Genomic DNA, 19,016 nt, shown 5'->3' with positions numbered 1-19,016 from the left:
CCTAACGCTTACGCTTCTTGTCCGACCGTTTCGTCTTCGATGCCAAGCTCTTTTTTGATCCAATCGTACCCTTCCGCCTCAAGCCGCTGTGCCAGTTCCGGGCCGCCGGACTTGACGATGCGCCCTTGCATCATGACGTGCACGTAATCCGGCGTGATGTAATTGAGCAGCCGCTGATAGTGGGTGATGATCAAACAGCCGAACTCGCTGCTGCGCATTTCGTTGACGCCTTTGGCGACAATTTTCAGCGCGTCAATATCCAATCCGGAGTCAATCTCGTCCAAAATCGCAATTTTGGGCTCCAACATCATCAATTGCAAAATTTCGTTCCGCTTTTTCTCCCCGCCTGAGAATCCTTCGTTCAAATAACGGTGCGCCATATCCGGATTCATTTCCAAAAACGCCATTTTTTCATCAAGCTTGCGGATGAATTTCATGAGCGAAATTTCGTTGCCTTCGCCAAGCCGGGCGTTAATGGCGGCCCGCAAAAAGTCGGCGTTCGTCACCCCGCTGATTTCGCTCGGATATTGCATGGCCAAAAACAGGCCGGCACGCGCCCGCTCGTCGACTTCCATCTCGAGGACGTTTTGGCCGTCAAGCGTCACCGATCCTTCTGTCACTTCATATTTCGGATGGCCCATAATGGCCGATGCCAGCGTCGATTTCCCCGTCCCGTTTGGACCCATGATGGCGTGGATTTCCCCGCCTTTGACTTCCAAGTCCACTCCTTTTAAAATCTCTTTTCCCTCCACGGCGACGTGGAGATTACGAATCGTCAAGACTGCCATGCAGCATACCTCCAATTCCCGATTGAGAGTCAGTTCGCTCGCTTGTCTTCTAGCGATCGCTCATTCTCATTTTATTCTCATTACAATTTTATAACAAATGAAAACTGCCTGCAACTTCCCTGCTCTGTTTTTCACGATGGCCGTGTGAAAAACCGCATCTTTTATTTATTTTACACGAAAACCGCAAGCTTGTACGAGTTTTTGCAAAAAAAAGACCCCGTTTTTTTCCGGAGTCTAGTGAGTCGTCCGCAGCTCGCGGAGGCATTCTTGCACGAGCGTCACCGCCTGGCTCATCGCCGCCCCGCCGCCAAAAGCGGCCGCCACCGCGCACGCTTCCAAGATTTCTTGTTCCGATGCCCCTTCATCAACGCATCCTTTCGTGTGATAAATCGTGCAATACTCATCTTGCGTCGCCAAGCTGATGCCAAGAGCGATCAGCTGCTTTTCCTTTTTCGACAGCGCCCCCTCGGCAAAGCAAGCTTCCGTAAAGGCGTTAAATCGCTCCGCTACGTTCGGAAGCTTTTGGGTGAACGCCCCAAGCCCTTCTTTGTAGTGGCGAAGCGCCGATTCGACCGATGACTGTGTGCCGTTGTTCATCTTCGTTTTCCTCCTTTGTCCGTTTCTGCTGTTAGTATGCATGCAGGAACCACAAATTAAACGGCGAATAACATCGGAAAAAGGAGGAGATCAACATGGCCCGTTGGATCGTGTTTTTCGTGACGGCCGCCGCCGGTTCGTTCATCGTCTGGATGGCGATGAGCGCTGCCCTTGGCGAAAGCGGAGAGGGCTCATTCAGCTTAACCGCCGTTGTCGCGCTTCAAAATTGCCTCATCATTTTGCTGCTCGTTGCCATTTTAGAGCGGCTGGCGAAAAAGAAATAACGGGAGCGAAACACTCCCGTTATTGATTGTTTTCCGCTGCCGGAATGACGGCACCATGGTATTTTTCTTTGATGAAATCTTGAATTTCTTTCGATTGCAGCACTTCGACCAATGTTTTGATTTCTTTCCGGTTTTCATCGCCTTTGCGCACGGCGACAATGTTCACATACGGATTGTTTTTCGGCGACTCAACGGCGATCGGGTCTTTCGCCGGATCCAAGCCGGCGTCCAACGCATAGTTGGCATTGATCAGCACCGCATCGCCTTCGCCGTTTTTGTAAATTTGCGGCAGCAGCCCAGCGTCGACATCGGCTTTAAATTTCAAATGTTTCGGATTTTCAATGATATCATTGACCGTCGCTTTCGTTTTATCGACGCCCGGTTTCAGCTTAATGAGCCCTTTTTCTTGCAGCATCGACAAAATGCGGCCGTGGTCGGCGACCGAGTTGCTCATGATGATGGTCGCACCGTCGGGCAATTCTTCAATGCTTTTGTATTTTTTCGAATACAGGCCGATCGGCTCGATATGAATGCCGCCGGCGTTGACGAAATCATAGCCGTATTCTTTCTTTTGCGATTCTAAATACGGAATGTGTTGGAAATAGTTTGCGTCGATTTGCTTCTCAGCCAATGCTTTGTTCGGCAAGATGTAATCTTGGAACGTGATGATCTCCAAGTCGATGCCTTTTTTCTTCAAAATCGGTTTCGCTTTTTCCAAAATTTCCGCATGCGGCACGTTCGACGCGCCGACTTTCAGCTTTACCAATTTGCCGCCTTCCGCGTTGTCGTTCTTGTTGCCGCCGCATGCCGCCAAAGCGAACACAAGCATCGCAGCGAACAAAACACCCAGCCATTTTTTCATCCGTTGTTCCTCCTTTATCGTTTATCGATTTTTGCAGTGACAACGTCACCGATCCACTGAATGACAAACACAATGACGAGCACCAATACGGTCGCGACAAACGTCACATCGTTATGGTTGCGCTGGAACCCTTCCAAATACGCCAAGTTCCCAAGCCCACCAGCGCCGATGACCCCGGCCATCGCCGTATAGCTGACGAGCGACACCGCCGTCACCGTAATGCCGGAGACAAGCGCCGGCAGCGATTCGGGCAAGAGCACTTTCCAAATGATCGTCCACGTCGAGGCGCCCATCGCCTGCGCCGCTTCGATGACGCCTTTATCAATTTCACGAAGCGCGATTTCGACCATGCGGGCATAAAACGGCGCGGCCCCGATAATGAGCGCCGGCAGCGCCGCATTGGCGCCAAGCATCGTCCCGACGAGCCATTTCGTAAACGGAATGAGCAAAATAATTAAAATAATGAACGGAATGGAGCGGAAAATATTCACAAACGCGGCGATGACCGCATTGATCCATCGGTTTTCCCATAGATTGCCCTTTGCCGTCAAAAATAACAGCAAGCCAAGAACGATCCCAAGGACGAAGGTGGCCGCCACCGCCATCCCGGTCATGTACAGCGTCTCGACCGTCGCCGCCCACATCGTCTCCCATTGCACGTTCGGCAGGAGGTTAGCGAGCATCGTGAATCACCTCCACCGCCACTTGCTGGCGTTGAATATAGTCAAGCGCCCGGCCGATTTCATCCGCCGCCCCGTCGAGGTGAACGAACAGCACCCCATAGGCGCCTTGATGGGTTTGCGAAATTTTCCCTTGCAAAATGTTGACATCGACGGCAAACTGGCGCACCACTTCGGTGATGAGCGGCTTCCCGGCGGCCGCGCCGACGAACGTCAGCTGCGCGATCACCCCGTTCGGGTATTGGCCAAACAAATGGGAAATCGCCTCTTCCGTCTCCTCGGGCTCGATCAATTGTTGGACGAACCGTTTCGTAATCGGCTGCTGCGGGTTCCGGAACACATGCAGCACGTCGCCTTGCTCGACGATTTTGCCGCTTTCCATCACCGCGACGCGGTCGCAAATTTTACGGATGACGTGCATTTCATGGGTGATGAGCACAATCGTCAGCCCGAGCCGCTTGTTGATGTCAACGAGCAAGTCCAAAATCGCATCGGTCGTCTGCGGATCCAACGCCGACGTCGCCTCATCGCAAAGCAAAACTTTCGGATTGTTGGCGAGCGCGCGGGCGATGCCGACCCGCTGCTTTTGTCCGCCGCTCAGCTGCGCCGGGTAGGCGTCCTCGCGCCCGGAAAGGCCGACGAGTTCGATCAGCTCATCCACCCGCTTGTTCCGCTCCTCTTTCGGAACGCCGGCAATTTCAAGCGGAAAAGCGATGTTTTCCCTGACGGTGCGCGACCAAAGCAAGTTGAAATGCTGAAAAATCATCCCAATTTCTTGGCGCGCCTTGCGCAGCTCCCGACCTTTCACGCGCGTCATATCGCGGCCGGCGACGATCACCCGGCCGCTCGTCGGCTTCTCAAGTCCATTCAGCAGCCGGATGAGCGTGCTTTTCCCCGCGCCGCTGTAGCCGATGATGCCGAAAATTTCCCCTTCGCGAATGTCAATCGACACGTTGTCGACGGCCGTGACCGAGCCGTTGGCCGCTTGATAAATTTTTGTCACCTGCTCGAGTGCAATCATTGTTTCACCTTCCTTCCCCTCAAGACGGCAAAGCGCAAAAAGAAAACCTTTCTGCCCGCAAAGAGAACAGAAAGGTATTGTGCACCATTCCGTCTCTTATCTCTCAAAGCAGGCCGCTTTGTGTGAATTGGCACCATTTCAGCGCATGCGCTGACGGTTGCCGGGCTTCATTGGGCACATCCCTCCACCTCTCTTGATAAGAGCGCAACAATCACCTATTCAATTGGTTACGATTGTGATTGTATCATCGCCTGTCGAATGCTGTCAATCATTTTTTACCCAACATGCCGATACGGCTTGGCCAAATGGAGGAGCGACTCGAGAAGCAATAGATGGCGGAAGCTTCCTGACACGTGCACTTCTTGCAACCGAACGAGCTGCTGCAGCTTCAGTTCACCGTTCAACAGCGATGCGAGCGATGCTTTGGAACCTCTAATCGTCAATGTTTTCCGTTCATCGTGTTCCATCTCCGCCGCAGACGGCTCCTTGCCAACCACCAACAGCACGGTTTCATCCCCGCTTTCAAACCGAACGCACAGCTGTTCATCCGGCAAAATCGGCAACAAATGGCGCAACACTTGCATCCGTTCCACGAACTTCCCGATCAATTCACGCATTTCCATGGATATCTCCCTCCCCCATTTCCTTATGTTTCTTTCATTTCCATGTGGAAGAGGGAAATCCTTTACAAAAATCTCGACAACGATGTTGGCGAAACAACGCCGTTTTTGTCATTTCCCAAGAAATGTGTCAAACGGCGTCAAAAAAAGGCGGATCACTGGGGCGGCAAACAAGTTTGAATCACTTCATACAAATACGGAACGGAATGAAAGGCATACCACTTGCCCGCGATCGTTCCGTTCACAAAAAGAAGCAGGCAAGGAACGCTTTCGATTTTCCACGCAACCGCCTGCTCAGGGATATAGTTGATGTCCGTTTCGTAAAACGGCAGCGCCGGAAACAACTGCTCCACCACCGTGAGCATCCGCCGCGCCAGCTGGCACGTGCCGCACAGCGGGGTATACAAGTAAAGGACGAGAAGCGGCTCGCTTTCCACCACTCGCTTGACATCGTTTCGGTCGATCGCTTTCACTCCCCTCCCCCTCTCATGAGCAATTCGATGCGGACGTCGAAATCGGCGCGCAACAGCACTTGCGCCAAGTGCCAAATCGGGGCGGCCGCCACTTCACGGTACGCCCGGTCAATGTAAATATGCTCTGCCTCTGGAAACATGCGGCGAAACTGGCGGCGCAATTTTTCCCCCGCTTCATCGGCATCCGCCAATAAGTACACATCATATCCTTCCAGCTCATCAGCCCATTCTTCCAAACGCGCGTCGCTGATCGTGCCGTTCGTGCAAAGAATGACGACAGGCTCATTCAGGACGGCCGCCACCTTTTGCTTGTCCGATCGCCCTTCCACAATGATCACTTTTTCCACGCGTCGCATGTCCGACCCACCTACTTCAAAAGGAGATACGATATTGTATGCCCCGCGCCGGCGAAAGGTGGAAAAAGAAAAGCAACGGCATCGCACCGTTGCCTTTCAACACCAGCCCGCTTCCCCGTCGCAGTCAACATATTTTTGGTCCGGTTCAACGGTAGCGGTCACCTGTTTGAAAATTCTCCCGTTTTGTTCGATATATCCATTTTTCAACGGGACGGCCGCTGGAAGCGGAAGGCGCCCGATGAGCTCTCCTTCCTCGTACAATTCCAGCGAGCGGCCGTTCAGTTTGCCGATGATCCGTTCCGTGACATCCATGTGCTTCGTTTGCAACACCATCGCGAGCACCCCTTTTTCAATCACATTCCGGTATGTATAGAGTGCCCGAATCGAAGCGAAGATTGCAGGAACGTTTATCCTTTGTTGATCATCGCTTCGTATTGCTCGGCCGTCAACAAGTTGTCAATTTCGCTCAAATCGTTCGGTTTGACGACGATCATCCACGCTTTTTCATACGGCGATTCATTCACATATTCTGGATTATCGTTTAACGCTTCGTTCACTTCAACGACCGTGCCGCTGATCGGTGCATACAGTTCCGAGACGGTTTTCACCGATTCAACGCTGCCGAACGGCTCGTTGGCCGTAATTTCGGTTCCGACTTCCGGCAGCTCGACAAAGACGATGTCGCCAAGCTCCGATTGGGCGTAATCCGTAATGCCGACGCGCACGTTCTCTCCTTCCACGCGCACCCATTCATGCTCTTTTGTGTAACGAAGTTCTTTTGGCGTGTTCATCCAATCCCTCCATCGCGACAAAATGTATCCTTTTTCATCATAACCGATTTTCCGCAAAAACTCACTGAATTCACCCGATTTTGCAAAAATTTTTATGCCTTCTCCGCGAAAAACGCCTCGTATTCTTGTTCGCGAAAGCCCACGACGACCCGCTCGCCGTCTGTTAAAATCGGCCGTTTGACCAACATCCCGTCCGAGGCGAGCCAATCGAGCATCTCGTCTTCCGAGGCGCCATCGAGCCGGTCCTTCAAGCCAAGCTCACGGTATTTCATGCCGCTTGTATTGAAAAATTTTTTGAGCGGCAGCCCGCTTTTCCGGTGCAGGTCGGCGAGCTGCTCTTTCGTCAGCGGCTCGTCGACCAAATGCACCGTTTGCACCTCAATGCCGTGTTCATCCAACCATTTTTTCGCCTTCCGGCACGTTCCGCATTTTGGATACCAATAGAGCGTGAGCGCCATCTTCACTCCCCCTTTCATTTCCGCTGTTTGGACGATCAAGAAGAAAAGAAGCACCAGGCAGTCTGCCTGGCACTTCCCATTATCACACAATATACCGTTCGGCTTCAATGAGCGCGGCAGCCGCTTCGCGTTTTTTCGCGATCACGTTGATCGGCGTATGGCGCGTCAGCCGGCGGAGCGCGGCGAGCATCATCCGCAGCGTGTCGCCTTGTTCCACGGCGACGAGCGTCTCTTTCGCATGGGCTTCAATTTCATTGAACGCCTCTTGGCAGAAAATTTGCGTGTACAGCACTTTTTGCTTGTTTTTCTCCTCACCGCTCGCTTGAATCGCTTTTTCCGTGCGCAAGAGCGCCGATTCCATCGCGTAAATGTTCGAGACGATGTCGGCGATGTTGACGAGCACTTCTTGCTCTTCTTCAATGCGCTGGCCGTATTTTTGCGCCGCTAAGCCGGCGACCATCAAGGCGATTTTTTTCGCGTTGCGCACCAAGTATTTCTCTTGTTCCAGCGCGCCCGTCCCTGGCTCTTCTGCGGTCATCATCATGAGTTCTTCCTGAAGCTGCTGCGCTTTTTGGAAAAGCGGCAGCTCGCCTTTTAACGCTTTTTTCAAGTACATGCCCGGCACGAGCAGGCGGTTGATTTCGTTCGTTCCCTCAAAAATGCGGTTGATGCGCGAATCGCGGTAGGCGCGCTCGATTTCGTATTCTTGCATAAAGCCGTAGCCGCCATGGATTTGCACGCCTTCATCGACGATGTAATCGAGCACTTCCGTCGCAAAAAACTTGTTCAGTGAGCACTCGATCGCATATTCGGCGATCGACTTCGCCACTTCCTTGCCATCTTTCGCTTTTTCTGCATCAAGCAGGCCCATCCGTTCATCGAACAAGCCGACCGTGCGGTACACCGAGCTTTCGGCGGCATACAGACGCGACGCCATCGTCGCAAATTTCTCCTGCGTCAGCGTAAACTGCGAAATCGGACGTTTGAATTGTTGGCGCTGATTGGCGTATTTGACCGTGATCTCAAACGCCCGTTTCGCGCCCCCAACCGCCCCCAACCCGAGCTTGTAGCGGCCGATGTTCAAAATATTGAAGGCGATGACATGGCCTTTGCCGATTTCACCGAGCACGTTTTCTTTCGGCACCGGCACGTCTTGCAAAATGAGCGTCCGCGTCGATGAGCTTTTGATCCCCATTTTCTTCTCTTCCGGACCGGTTGAAACGCCCGGGAAATCGCGCTCAACGATAAAGGCTGTGAAATGCTGGCCGTCGACTTTCGCATAGACGACAAACACATCGGCGAATCCGGAGTTCGTGATCCATTGTTTTTCGCCGTTTAAAATGTAATGCGTGCCTTCCGCATTGAGCTTCGCTGTCGTTTTCGCGCCGAGGGCGTCTGAACCCGAGCCCGGCTCCGTCAAGGCATAAGCGGCGATTTTTTCGCCGGTCGCCAAATACGGCAAGTATTTTTGTTTTTGTTCTTCCGTGCCAAACAACACGATTGGCAGCGAACCAATCCCGACGTGCGCCCCATGCGAAATCGCAAAGCCGCCGGCCGGCGCCATTTTTTCAGCAATGATGGCCGAGCTGACCTTATCTAAGCCCAAGCCGCCGTACTCTTCCGGAATGTCCGCGCTCAACAAGCCGAGTTCGCCCGCTTTGCGGAGCAGCTTCACCGAGCGGTCAAACTCGTGATTTTCCAAATGTTCAAGCTGCGGAAGCACCTCGTTGTTGACATACTCTTCCGTCGTTTTGGCGATCATGTGATGTTCGTCGGTGAAATCTTCGGGCGTAAACACGCGCTCCGCCGGAATGTCTTCGATTAGAAAGCTGCCGCCTTTGATCGCTTCTTCGATTGTTTTGGCCATCGTTCATTTCCTCCCCCAAAAGATGATTGATGATCCGGGCGGCAACGCCGCCCGGGAAATGGACGTTCCCTGCAGCCGGGCCAATGCGGATGCATGCCTCGCGCGAGCTGATGGAGCCCGCTCGCTTTCGGCTGCCGCTACAGCAGTTCAAACACGCCGGCTGCGCCCATGCCGCCGCCGATGCACATCGTGACGATGCCAAACTGCACGTTGCGGCGCCGCATTTCGTAAAGCAAAGACAACGTCAGCTTCGCACCCGTGCAGCCGAGCGGGTGGCCGAGCGCAATCGCCCCGCCGTTGACGTTGACGATGTCCTCATCCAACCCAAGTTCGCGGATGACTTGAATCGATTGCGAGGCGAACGCTTCGTTCAGCTCGATCAAGCCGATGTCGGACAGTTCCAAGCCGGCGAGCTTCAACGCTTTCGGCACCGCGGCGACCGGGCCGATGCCCATCACTTCCGGCGGCACGCCGGCGACCGCAAAGGACCGGAACTTGCCGAGCGGCTTCAAGCCGAGCGACTCCGCTTTTTCGCGGTCCATCACCATGACCGCCGCCGCCCCGTCGCTCATTTGCGACGCGTTGCCGGCCGTGACCGTGCCGTTGACCGCAAACGCCGGGCGCAGTTTCGCGAGCGTCTCCATGTTCGTGTCCGGACGCACGCCCTCATCTTGCGCAAAGACGATGGTTTCTTCGACGAGTTTGTTGTTTTCGACTTTGCGCACCACCACTTCCACCGGCACGATTTCCTCGTTGAACTTGCCTTCCGCAATCGCCTTGGCGGCGCGCTGATGGCTGCGCACCGCGAACGCGTCTTGATCCTCACGGCTCACGCCGTATTTTTTCGCCACTTGCTCAGCCGTGTGCCCCATCGACATGTAATATTCCGGCGCTTCTTCCGCCAGGCGGGCGTTGGGGCGGACGACATGCCCCATCATCGGCACCATGCTCATCGATTCGACCCCGCCGGCGATGACCGTGTCGGAATGGCCGAGCATGACCCGTTCCGCCGCATAGGCGATCGCCTGCAAGCCGGACGAGCAATACCGGTTGATCGTGATCGCCGGCACCGTATATGGCAGCCCGGCGAGCGCGCCGATGTTGCGGGCGATGTTCAGCCCTTGCTCCGCCTCCGGCATGGCGCAGCCGATAATGAGGTCATCAATGTTTCCTTCATAATTTCCTGCCCGTTTCAACGTCTCTTTGACGACGAGCGCCCCTAAATCGTCCGGCCGCACATGGGCGAGCGTTCCTTTTTTCGCTTTGCCGACCGGTGTGCGTGCGCCTGCGACAATGACCGCTTCTCTCACGCCGATCCCCCCTTGATCTTCCCCGCGTTAGTTGCGGAGCGGTTTTCCTTTCACAAGCATATGCTGCATGCGCGCTTGCGTCTTTGGTTCGCCGATGAGGCTCAAAAACGCCTCGCGCTCCAAATCGAGCAAATATTGCTCGTCGACTTCCGTCCCGTACGGCACTTTGCCGCCCGCTAGGACGTACGCCAACTTTTTCGCGATTTTCAAATCGTGCTCGCTGATGTAGCCGGAATGGAACATCGACTGCGCGCCCAGCAGCATGGCCGCATAGCCGCTTTCGCCGGCCACCGGCACTTTCTTCCTTACAGGCGGCTGGTATCCTTCCTCATACAGCGAGAGCACGGCCTGTTTCGCTTCATGCAGGAGATGGTCGCCGTTCATCGTAATGCCGTCGCGGTGATTCAAGAAGCCGAGCTCGCGCGCTTCCGCCGCCGATGTCGACACTTTCGCCATGGCGATCGTTTCAAATACGCCGGCCGCGATTTTGACGTAGTCGACGTCCACGCCGCGCGGCAGGCTGTTCAACCGTTTGATGTACAGCTCCTTGTTGCCGCCGCCGCCCGGAATCAAGCCGACGCCGACTTCGACGAGCCCGATGTACGTCTCCGCCGCCGCTTGGATGCGCGAAGCCGCCAAGCTCACTTCCGCCCCGCCGCCGAGCGTCATGGCAAACGGCGCGACGACGACCGGTTTCGGATTGTATTTCATGCGAAGAAGCGCTTGCTGGAACTGGCGAACGGCAAGTTCCAATTCAAAAAAGTTTTCGTCTTGCGCTTCCATGAGCATCATCGCCAAGTTCGCGCCGACGCAGAAGTTTTTCCCTTGGTTGCCGATGACCAATCCTTTGTAATTGCGGTTCACTTCCTCAAGCGCCTCGTTGATCATGAAAACGATGTCCGCGCCGATCGCGTTGTTCGGCGAATGGAACTCCAAAAGCGCCACGTCATCGCCGAGGTCGATGAGGCTTGCGCCGGCGTTTTTCTTGATAACCCCGCGCGTTTCTTTCAGCCGGCGGATGTGGATGACTTTTTCGCTTTCTTCTACTGTTTTATATCCGCCGGTCGCATAATAGAACAGCTGGCCGTTTTTCGTTTGATAGAACGAGGTCGCTCCGTCGGCGAGCATGTCCGTAATCCACGCCGGGATGTCGCGCCCTTCCGCCTGCATTTTGCGCACCGATTTCTCGAGGCCGATCGCATCCCATAGCTCAAACGGACCTTGCTCCCAGCCGAACCCCCACTTCATCGCCCGGTCGATCGCCACGATGTCGTCGGCGATCTCCCCGACAAGGTGGGCGGCATATAGCAATGTTGGCGCCATGATGTTCCAAAGGAGCGTGCCGGCGCGGTCGCCGTCGGCATAGACGAGCGCTTGCAGCTTGGCGGCCGTTCCTTTCGCCTGCTTCGCCATCTCCACCGCCGGGGTGACCAGCTTTTTGCGCGGCTCGTACTGCATCGTGATGTAGTTCAGCTCGAGAATGTCTTTTCCTTGCTTGAGGAAAAAGCCCTGTCCGGATTTGCTGCCGAGCCAGCCGTTGTCAAGCATCGTTTTCATAAACTCCGGCACGCGGAACGCCTCTTTTTCTTCCCCTTCGACGTTTTCATATACGTTGTTGGCGACATGCACAAACGTATCGAGCCCGACGACGTCAAGCGTGCGGAACGTCGCGCTTTTCGGCCGGCCGATGAGCGGCCCCGTCACCGAATCGACCTCGCCGACGCTGTAGCCCCCTTGCATCATCTCGCGGACGGTGACGAGCAAGCCATACGTGCCGATCCGGTTGGCGATGAAGTTCGGCGTATCTTTCGCCAGCACGACGCCTTTGCCGAGCACGTCTTCGCCGAACGATTTCATATAGGCGACCACATCCGGATCGGTATGCTCCGTCGGGATGATCTCCAGCAGCTTCAAATAGCGCGGCGGATTGAAGAAATGCGTGCCTAAAAAGTGTTTTTGGAAGTCTTCCGACCGCCCTTCGGCCATCGCGGCGATCGAGATGCCGGAGGTGTTCGAGCTGACGATCGTCCCCGGCGTCCGCACCTCGTCCACACGGGCGAAGACTTCTTTTTTCACTTCCAGCTTTTCCACGACCGCTTCAATGATCCAATCGACTTCCGCGAGCCGGTGGAAGTCATCCTCGAAGTTGCCCGTTTCAATCAAAGCGATGTTGTCTTTGGACATGAGCGGCGCCGGTTTTTGCTTGAGCAGCCGCTCGAGCGCCTGGTTGGCAAGGCGGTTGCGCACTTGTTTATGCTCGAGCGTCCAACCTTTTGCTTCTTCCTCTTTCGTCAATTCCCGCGGCACGATGTCCAACAGCAGCGTTGGAATGCCGACGTTCGCCAAATGGGCGGCAATGCCGGATCCCATGACGCCGGACCCCAGCACCGCGGCGCGCCGAATGCGTTTTGTCATTTCGGTTCCCCCTCACACCATTGAATGAATGATCATTCATTTTCTGGCGAAAAAAATATCGTTGAAAACGTTCTCTATACCTAAATATATAGTATGTTGGTAATTTTCGCAATATATTTGCGCACATTTTTTCCCGACTCACTGCTCGATTTTGGCCCATAATACAAACAGGAGGTGAAGATCATGGCCCGGTTGAAAAAAAATCCGTCTGAACGCGGTGTCAGCGCCGCGAGCGTCAAAGGAAACGCCGGCCCGACGGTCGAAGCCGACGGCGGCGGCAAGCGAACAAGCCAAAACCAGCAATACAAAAAGCACAACATGCAAGGGGACTGACGCCCAACGGCGCCTGTCCCCTGTTTGCCGGACTTGTCCGCCTATCGGCCGGGCTTTCGACACAGTTCTCTCGTTGCCGGGCGGGCGTCACTTGCGGAACATGCCTTTGATGACAAACGCCACGTTGGCCGGCCGTTCGGCAAGCCGGCGCATAAAGTAGCCGTACCAGTCCGTTCCGTACGGAACGTACACGCGCATCGTATATCCTTCGCGCGCCAGCTGCACTTGGCGCTCCGGGCGGATGCCGTACAGCATTTGGAATTCAAACTGGCTGTTGGGAATGTTGTATTCTTTGACGAGCTGCTTCGTATATTCGATGATGGCGTCGTCATGCGTCGCCACAGCTGTATAGTTGCCGTTTAACAAATGCATTTTGATGATCTTCTTAAAATTCTCATCGACATCTTTTTTATCCGGAAACGCCACTTCGGGCGGTTCTTTGTAGGCTCCTTTGACAAGCCGCAAGTTCGGGCGGTACGGCTTTAAATCTTCAATGTCTTGTTCCGTCCGGTACAAATACGCCTGCAGCACCGTACCGACGTTGTCGTATTCTTTTTTCAACGTTTTAAAAATGTCCAGCGTCTTCTGGCAGCGCGAATAATCTTCCATGTCAATCGTCACAAACACGCCGCGCTCTTTCGCCGCGTCCAAAATGCGGCGCATGTTGCGCATCACCAGTTCATCGGAAATATCCAGCCCCATCGATGTCATTTTCAGCGACAGCTGCGAATTCAGCTTTTCCCGGCTGATCGCCTCAATCGCTTCCAAGCAATGGCGCGCCATCTCATTCGCTTCCTGCTCATTGTCGACAAACTCACCCAAATAGTCGACCGTGACCGCCAACCCTTTTTCGTTCAGCTGGCGGATGACGCGCACCGCTTCCTCGATCGTCTCACCGGCGACAAATCTTGAAGCGCCGAAGCGGAGGCCGTATCGCTTCGCCAACTGGGTCAACGTTTTATTTTTGGACAAGAACAAAAAAAAGTCGCGCATCAGCTGTTCCACTGTTGCAAGCCTCCTTGTATGGAAACGCATTCATCATCTCTTATTGTACCATGTTTCTGCCCTCATTGAATATGTTTTTTCCTGGCGTTTTATTTTTTATTTATGTATAACTTTCCACTCGCTGGACAATCTACAAGCGAACAACCAACGAAAGGAGCGAACAGCCATGCAACAGCAACCTCAAATGAACCCGCAGGCGGTGATGTCTGAGCCGCCGCAAATGGTGTCCACAAAAGACGCCCTGTATTTTTCCGACATGATGTCATGGAACTTGCTGGCGGCGAAAAAAGCGCACTTTTTCGCCTCGCAATGCCGCGATCCTGAAGTGGTGCAGGCGATCGAGCGCGCTGGACAGATGCATCAGCGCCATTACGAAATGATTTTGCGCCATTTGCAAAACCCGCCGCAGCCGCCGGTGATGTGAAAGGAGGAACATCCGATGAACACGAAACAAGTGCAAAATCCGGAGACGCAAGTGCCGAAAACACCGCAAATGAACGAGCGCGATTTTCTCAACGACATGTTGACGACGGAAAAATACATGACGTTGTCGTACAGCGTCTTTTTGCATGAAGCGAGCAACCAACCGTTATATCAAGATATAATGAATATTTTCACGGAAACGCAAAACTGTCAGCGCGACTTGTACCATTTGATGTTCAAAAAAGGATGGTATCAACTTGAAGCCGCCGATCCGCAAAAGCTTCAGCAAACGTACCAGCAGTTCCAAGGGTATACGAATCAGCTTCCTTATCAACGGAATGCGATGCAATAACAAAACGAGGGGATGTCCGAACGGCAGGCGGACATCCTCTTTCTCAATCGGTTAAAAAAACCAGGCGCAGAAAGGGGAGAAGGAAATGGCGGCCCCAACCGAATCGGTATGGAGCATGCTGCAAACATTGGGGCGTTCCGTTGATTTTCAAACGAAAGTGTACCGAAATCAGCCAACTGGGCAACGAATATGGGTATCCTACATGGAACCGATGATCGATCTTGAAATGGCTGTTAAGAATATTTTTCCTTATATGATCCATTATCCCTTTTCATCCTTACAAGATCTATGTGATGCCCTGCCATTGGACGAAGTGCATCTTTCCTCTGACCCGAATGGCATGAAACAGCAGTTGCTCGAAGGCTATTTGCTCATTCGGCTGAACGAAACCGATGAAACCGGATTGCTGGTCAAAGCGCAAAAGACGCTCGAGCGGACGCTGACCATTCCAGAAGTAGAATTTAGCGTCGTCGGTCCGAAAGAGTCATTTATTGAATCATTGGAAACGAATTTATATTTGTTGCGCAAGCGCATTCCCTCGGATCACTTGACTGTCAACATGTTTCGGGTGGGAACATTATCGCAAACGAAATTGGCCGTGGTGTATATCGATGGCATTGCGGATCGAGAGAACGTGCAAACGGTCTTGCAGCGCATTCAGGCGATTGAATTTGATGAGATCATTGACAGTTCTTATATCGTCCAAATCATTTCTGACAACCGGCATTCCCTGTTTCCACAATTGCTTGACACGGAACGGCCCGACCGAGTAGCCGCGGTGTTAGCGGAAGGAAAAGTGGCGATTTTGGTGGACGGTTCGCCGCATGCGCTCATCGGTCCGACCACTCTCGTCGAGTTTTTTTCATCTTTTGAAGACTATTTTCTAAACTGGACCATTGCTTCTTTTTTTCGTCTCATTCGTCTTTTTTCTGTCGCCTTTTCCATTTTGATTACACCTATTTATGTCGCGACGTTGAATTACCATTATGAGCTCATACCGAAAGATTTGTTGGGGACGCTCATTACTTCGAGGAAGGAAATTCCGTTTCCGCCCATTTTGGAAGTGTTGTTTCTCGAGTTGACCATCGAGCTTTTGCGTGAAGCCGGGGCGCGGCTGCCAACGAAAGTCGGGCAAACAATCGGCATCGTCGGCGGGATTGTCATTGGAACGGCTTCCGTTGAGGCCGGGTTGACAAGCAATGTCTTGTTAATCTTGGTGGCGCTTGCCGCGTTGGCTTCCTTTACTACCCCTGTCTACAAAATGGGCAATACGATTCGCTTGATGCGTTTCCCCTTTTTGCTGTTTGCCGAAATGTGGGGGCTGCTCGGGGTGGCATTTTGTTTTTGCATTGTGATGACCCATCTGCTTTCGTTAACCTCACTGGGACGGCCATTTCTTGTGCCGCTGTATCCGCCGCGTTGGAAGGATTGGAAGGACGCGCTCATCCGTCTTCCGCTTACAAGCCAAGCGAAGCGGCCAAGCTCACTCAGAACGCAGCAACCGATTCGATTCGACGGCAAAAAAGCAAAGGAAAAGCGAGATATTGATGAATAGACGATCATTTTGCAGGAGGACGAAGATGGCTTCTGTCGCGGAACGGTCTCAAGTTTCTGCCTTCATGGCCTTTTTTATCATTATGTCCATGCAAATCGGCATCGGTGTCCTTGGCTTCCAACGCATCATCTCCAAATCAGCCGGTCATGACGCGTGGATTTCCGTCCTGTTGGCTGGCGCGGCAGGACACCTTGTACTAGCTTTAATGTATTGGCTTTTGCAGCAAGCGGATGGCGACTTCATCCGCTTGCACCAGCAATTGTTCGGCCGCTGGCTCGGCAACGTTCTTTCTTTGGCGATAGCCGCCTACTTTGCCTCCATGTCATTTGTGGTGCTCCGTACGTATATCGAAGTCATTCAAGTATGGATGTTTCCCGATTTGCGCACATGGGAGTTTTCGCTCGCCTTTTTGCTTCTTTGCTTGTACATCACATTGGGCGGCTTTCGGATTGTCGTCGGCATTTGCTTTTTTTGCTTAATTATTCCTAGTTATCTGCTGTTTACGTTTTGGTTTGTCTTCGATTATACCGACTTTTACCGGCTGCTCCCAATTTTGGACCATCCGCTCTCCGGAATTGTCAAAGCAGCGAAAGAAATGACCTTAACCATGCTCGGATATGAAACAGTTTTGCTCTTTTACCCTTTCCTGAAAAACGGAAAACAATCGGCCAAATGGGCGCACATCGCTTTATTGACCACCACCTTGTTTTACACACTGCTTACCGTCTTGACATTGGCCTATTTTAGCGAAAAACAGTTGCAGCGCCAAATTTGGGCGACGTTGACGATGTGGAAAATGGTCGAGATGCCTTTCATTGAACGATTTGAGTATATTGGCATCGCCAATTGGCTGTTTGTCATTCTGCCGAACGTATGCTTAGGGCTCTGGTGCTCTTCGCGCATATGCAAGAAGGTGCTTCCGGTTCGGCAAAAAACGGCTTTGCTCCTCCTCGCCATCGGATGCTTTCTCGCCACACTTGCCGTTCATGACCGAACCGGCGTCAATATGATCAATTCGGTCTTAAACCGAATCGGCTTTTATTTTCTTTATGTATGGCTGCCATGTTTAGCGGCGTTCACGTATATTCGGACGAAAGTGAGAGGGAAGTTATGAACGGAAAGACGTTTCTTTTTGTTCTCGTGGCCGTATCGCTGCTCTCCGGCTGCCTGCGCAAGGAAATTTTAGACGACATCAGCATTGAAAGCGCTGTAGGGTTTGATTATGTGAATAAAAATAAAATCAAGGGCACCGTGCTCATTCCCATCTATAAGAGGGAGGAGACCGCCAATAAAACATTAACTGCCGTTTCCGTCAGCACAAAGGATATTCTCGAAGAGCTGCAGCACAAAACGTCCGAACCGCTTGTCAACGGAAGCATTGAAGTGGCGTTGTATGGAAAGCGGTTGGCGGAACAGGGCATTTTCCCATTTGTCGATAACTTCCATCGCGATTCCAGCATCGGAACCAGGCTTTATTTAGCGGTTGTCGACGGAACGGCCGAAGAGTTATTAAAAGGGCATTACGGCCGGCAAGGAAACGGCATTTATCTTTCCAATCTGCTCAAACATAATATTGAACAGCGGGACGTGCCTAAAACGAATTTGCATCTGTTTTTGAAAATGTACTATGCCGATGGCCAAGACCCCTTTTTGCCGTATCTCCGACGGGTCGGCCAAGATGTGCAAGTCGAGGGAATCGCCTTATTTCGCGGCGACCGGGTCGTCGATTATATTGAGCGAAACGACATGTTCTTCTTTAAAATCCTGACCGACTCCTATACAGAAGGGACTCATACGGTTCGACTGCAAAAAGGCAATTACGCGTCTGTTAAAAACATTTCAACCAAGCGGTCCATTTCCTTTTCCGGACCGAAAACGCACCCGCATCTGCACATTCACCTTTCCCTTGAAGGGGTGATAAGGGAACATAAACAAGGACCGTTTACCCCGTCGGCCCAACAGGCTGTCCAACAACAGTTTGAAAAGGAAATCAAAACAAAAGCGAGCGAGCTCCTCCGCCGCTTTCAGGAACTGAACATCGATCCCATCGGCCTCGGCGATTGGGCCAAAAGCCAGTACCGTCATTTCAGCTACCGCGACTTTTATCGTCGCTACCGCCATCTGCCGTTTCGCATTACGGCAGACGTTCGCATCCGCGACACTGGAATCATTGAATAAGCATCCCTTCCTGTTCCAAAGGGATGCTTATTCTTTCATGAATCGTTGATTAATACCACCAGCCTGGATACGGAGGATACGGCGGATAAGGCGGGTACGGGTAAAACGGACGCGGAGCCAACGCGCCGCCGAGCAGCCCCCCCAAGAAGCCGCCGACAAACGGGGCGCCAAACAACAATCCTGGAAACGGCATCGTTTCTTCCCCTTTCGTTTTTGATATAGAATGGCTTTACTCTATTCATATGCGCAAATCCAAAAAGAGGGTGGGCCGTCCGCCCACCCCTTGCCAGTTTCTCACCACCAAATCGGGCCATACCACCACGGATAGAAAAACGGCGGGACCAATGCGCTGCCGAGCAAACCGCCTAAAAAGCCACCGAAAAATGGAGCGCCGAAAAACGGAGCGCCGAAGAAAAACGGGCGCGGCCGCCAAAACCACCAGCCCCATGGCCGCCAAATGCGTTCATCCGCTACTTGGAGATGGCTCATCTTGCTTCCCCCCCTTCCGCTTGCTTTAGTCCCACTGTATGCAGGAAAAACGCCCTCTGCTTAGGCCAGTACCTAGAAGGCTGGTGAAAAAGAGCGATTTCTCCTCAATATTGATGGGCGAATGCCAAGGAAGCTTCTTTCTTCAAGGTCTTTGCATTC

Annotated in this window: 24 protein-coding genes and 1 riboswitch; of the genes, 7 read left to right on the top strand and 17 right to left on the bottom strand. The window is 53.0% G+C overall.

Translation table 11 applies throughout. The features are described 5' to 3' along the window. Positions 1-8: 8 nt before the first annotated feature. Entirely contained in the window at positions 9-788 is a 780-nt protein-coding gene (gene sufC, locus N685_RS0107685) for a Fe-S cluster assembly ATPase SufC (RefSeq protein ID WP_031407282.1), read from the bottom strand. 234 nt (positions 789-1,022) lie between these two features. Then, positions 1,023-1,385 (bottom strand): carboxymuconolactone decarboxylase family protein, encoded by a 363-nt coding sequence (locus N685_RS0107680; protein WP_031407280.1) that lies wholly within the window; start codon positions 1,383-1,385, stop codon positions 1,023-1,025. Between the two features lie 95 nt (positions 1,386-1,480). On the opposite strand from N685_RS0107680, the gene N685_RS0107675 reads away from it, so the two are divergent. Beyond that, positions 1,481-1,669: a hypothetical protein gene (locus N685_RS0107675; RefSeq protein ID WP_216366435.1), complete on the top strand. Its 189-nt coding sequence runs from the start codon at positions 1,481-1,483 to the stop codon at positions 1,667-1,669. 19 nt (positions 1,670-1,688) lie between these two features. Here N685_RS0107675 and N685_RS0107670 read toward each other — a convergent pair whose 3' ends face one another. From N685_RS0107670 to N685_RS0107615, 12 genes are all read right to left on the bottom strand, one after another. After that, positions 1,689-2,531, bottom strand: coding sequence for a MetQ/NlpA family ABC transporter substrate-binding protein (locus N685_RS0107670; RefSeq protein ID WP_031407276.1), 843 nt, complete (start codon positions 2,529-2,531; stop codon positions 1,689-1,691). Positions 2,532-2,545: 14 nt separating this feature from the next. Continuing rightward, the gene (locus N685_RS0107665) at positions 2,546-3,214 is read right to left on the bottom strand and encodes a methionine ABC transporter permease (RefSeq protein WP_031407273.1); all 669 of its coding nucleotides are present in this window, start codon (positions 3,212-3,214) and stop codon (positions 2,546-2,548) included. Further along, on the bottom strand, positions 3,204-4,232 hold the full coding sequence (locus tag N685_RS0107660; protein WP_031407272.1) for a methionine ABC transporter ATP-binding protein: 1,029 nt from the start codon (positions 4,230-4,232) through the stop codon (positions 3,204-3,206). The genes N685_RS0107665 and N685_RS0107660 overlap by 11 nt, the downstream gene beginning before the upstream one ends. Positions 4,233-4,325: 93 nt before the next feature. Beyond that, a riboswitch (SAM riboswitch) is annotated at positions 4,326-4,435 on the bottom strand. Between the two features lie 72 nt (positions 4,436-4,507). After that, positions 4,508-4,855 (bottom strand): hypothetical protein, encoded by a 348-nt coding sequence (locus N685_RS0107655; RefSeq protein WP_031407270.1) that lies wholly within the window; start codon positions 4,853-4,855, stop codon positions 4,508-4,510. A gap of 152 nt (positions 4,856-5,007) precedes the next feature. Next, positions 5,008-5,325 (bottom strand): thioredoxin family protein, encoded by a 318-nt coding sequence (locus N685_RS0107650; RefSeq protein WP_031407268.1) that lies wholly within the window; start codon positions 5,323-5,325, stop codon positions 5,008-5,010. Next, complete coding sequence (locus N685_RS0107645) at positions 5,322-5,681, bottom strand: toprim domain-containing protein (protein WP_031407267.1); 360 nt, start codon at positions 5,679-5,681, stop codon at positions 5,322-5,324. The genes N685_RS0107650 and N685_RS0107645 overlap by 4 nt, the downstream gene beginning before the upstream one ends. 96 nt (positions 5,682-5,777) lie before the next feature. After that, a complete protein-coding gene (locus N685_RS0107640; protein ID WP_031407265.1) occupies positions 5,778-6,014 on the bottom strand; it encodes a YusG family protein in 237 nt (78 codons plus the stop codon). 74 nt (positions 6,015-6,088) lie between these two features. Then, a complete protein-coding gene (gcvH, locus tag N685_RS0107635) occupies positions 6,089-6,472 on the bottom strand; it encodes a glycine cleavage system protein GcvH (RefSeq protein ID WP_031407263.1) in 384 nt (127 codons plus the stop codon). Positions 6,473-6,564: 92 nt separating this feature from the next. After that, positions 6,565-6,930, bottom strand: a complete 366-nt coding sequence (locus N685_RS0107630; protein ID WP_031407261.1) for an arsenate reductase family protein — start codon at positions 6,928-6,930, stop codon at positions 6,565-6,567. An 82-nt stretch (positions 6,931-7,012) separates the two neighbouring features. Next, positions 7,013-8,797, bottom strand: a complete 1,785-nt coding sequence (locus N685_RS0107625) for an acyl-CoA dehydrogenase family protein (protein ID WP_031407259.1) — start codon at positions 8,795-8,797, stop codon at positions 7,013-7,015. 137 nt (positions 8,798-8,934) lie between these two features. Beyond that, a complete protein-coding gene (locus tag N685_RS0107620) occupies positions 8,935-10,107 on the bottom strand; it encodes an acetyl-CoA C-acetyltransferase (protein WP_031407257.1) in 1,173 nt (390 codons plus the stop codon). A gap of 27 nt (positions 10,108-10,134) precedes the next feature. Beyond that, the gene (locus N685_RS0107615) at positions 10,135-12,522 is read right to left on the bottom strand and encodes a 3-hydroxyacyl-CoA dehydrogenase/enoyl-CoA hydratase family protein (RefSeq protein ID WP_031407255.1); all 2,388 of its coding nucleotides are present in this window, start codon (positions 12,520-12,522) and stop codon (positions 10,135-10,137) included. Positions 12,523-12,705: 183 nt separating this feature from the next. On the opposite strand from N685_RS0107615, the gene N685_RS18960 reads away from it, so the two are divergent. Beyond that, a complete protein-coding gene (locus N685_RS18960; RefSeq protein WP_011232479.1) occupies positions 12,706-12,855 on the top strand; it encodes a YuzL family protein in 150 nt (49 codons plus the stop codon). An 87-nt stretch (positions 12,856-12,942) separates the two neighbouring features. Here the strand turns inward: N685_RS18960 and N685_RS0107605 are convergent, their stop codons facing one another. Beyond that, on the bottom strand, positions 12,943-13,860 hold the full coding sequence (locus tag N685_RS0107605) for a proline dehydrogenase family protein (protein ID WP_031407253.1): 918 nt from the start codon (positions 13,858-13,860) through the stop codon (positions 12,943-12,945). A 166-nt stretch (positions 13,861-14,026) separates the two neighbouring features. Here N685_RS0107605 and N685_RS0107600 point away from each other — a divergent pair, with 166 nt between their 5' ends. The 5 genes from N685_RS0107600 (at position 14,027) to N685_RS0107580 (ending at position 18,368) form a co-directional block, all read left to right on the top strand. Then, positions 14,027-14,284: a hypothetical protein gene (locus tag N685_RS0107600; protein ID WP_031407250.1), complete on the top strand. Its 258-nt coding sequence runs from the start codon at positions 14,027-14,029 to the stop codon at positions 14,282-14,284. A gap of 15 nt (positions 14,285-14,299) precedes the next feature. Beyond that, positions 14,300-14,635: a spore coat protein gene (locus N685_RS0107595; protein WP_031407248.1), complete on the top strand. Its 336-nt coding sequence runs from the start codon at positions 14,300-14,302 to the stop codon at positions 14,633-14,635. Between the two features lie 85 nt (positions 14,636-14,720). Continuing rightward, positions 14,721-16,190, top strand: coding sequence for a spore germination protein (locus N685_RS0107590; RefSeq protein WP_031407246.1), 1,470 nt, complete (start codon positions 14,721-14,723; stop codon positions 16,188-16,190). 25 nt (positions 16,191-16,215) lie between these two features. Beyond that, positions 16,216-17,304 carry a GerAB/ArcD/ProY family transporter gene (locus N685_RS0107585; protein WP_031407244.1) on the top strand — a complete coding sequence of 363 codons (1,089 nt, stop codon included), beginning with the start codon at positions 16,216-16,218 and terminating at the stop codon, positions 17,302-17,304. Further along, a complete protein-coding gene (locus N685_RS0107580) occupies positions 17,301-18,368 on the top strand; it encodes a Ger(x)C family spore germination protein (RefSeq protein ID WP_031407242.1) in 1,068 nt (355 codons plus the stop codon). Before N685_RS0107585 ends, N685_RS0107580 begins: the two co-directional genes overlap by 4 nt. Before the next feature lie 49 nt (positions 18,369-18,417). On the opposite strand, the gene N685_RS19770 is transcribed toward N685_RS0107580, so the two are convergent. Next, positions 18,418-18,561 (bottom strand): hypothetical protein, encoded by a 144-nt coding sequence (locus N685_RS19770; RefSeq protein ID WP_167332995.1) that lies wholly within the window; start codon positions 18,559-18,561, stop codon positions 18,418-18,420. Positions 18,562-18,662: 101 nt separating this feature from the next. After that, positions 18,663-18,857 carry a hypothetical protein gene (locus N685_RS0107570; RefSeq protein WP_011232484.1) on the bottom strand — a complete coding sequence of 65 codons (195 nt, stop codon included), beginning with the start codon at positions 18,855-18,857 and terminating at the stop codon, positions 18,663-18,665. Positions 18,858-19,016 lie beyond the last annotated feature (159 nt).

The organism is Geobacillus vulcani PSS1 (assembly GCF_000733845.1).
GTDB classification, from domain to species: domain Bacteria; phylum Bacillota; class Bacilli; order Bacillales; family Anoxybacillaceae; genus Geobacillus; species Geobacillus vulcani.
Note: the sequence above shows the minus strand (reverse complement) of the source record. Positions and strands in the feature narration are given on the sequence as shown.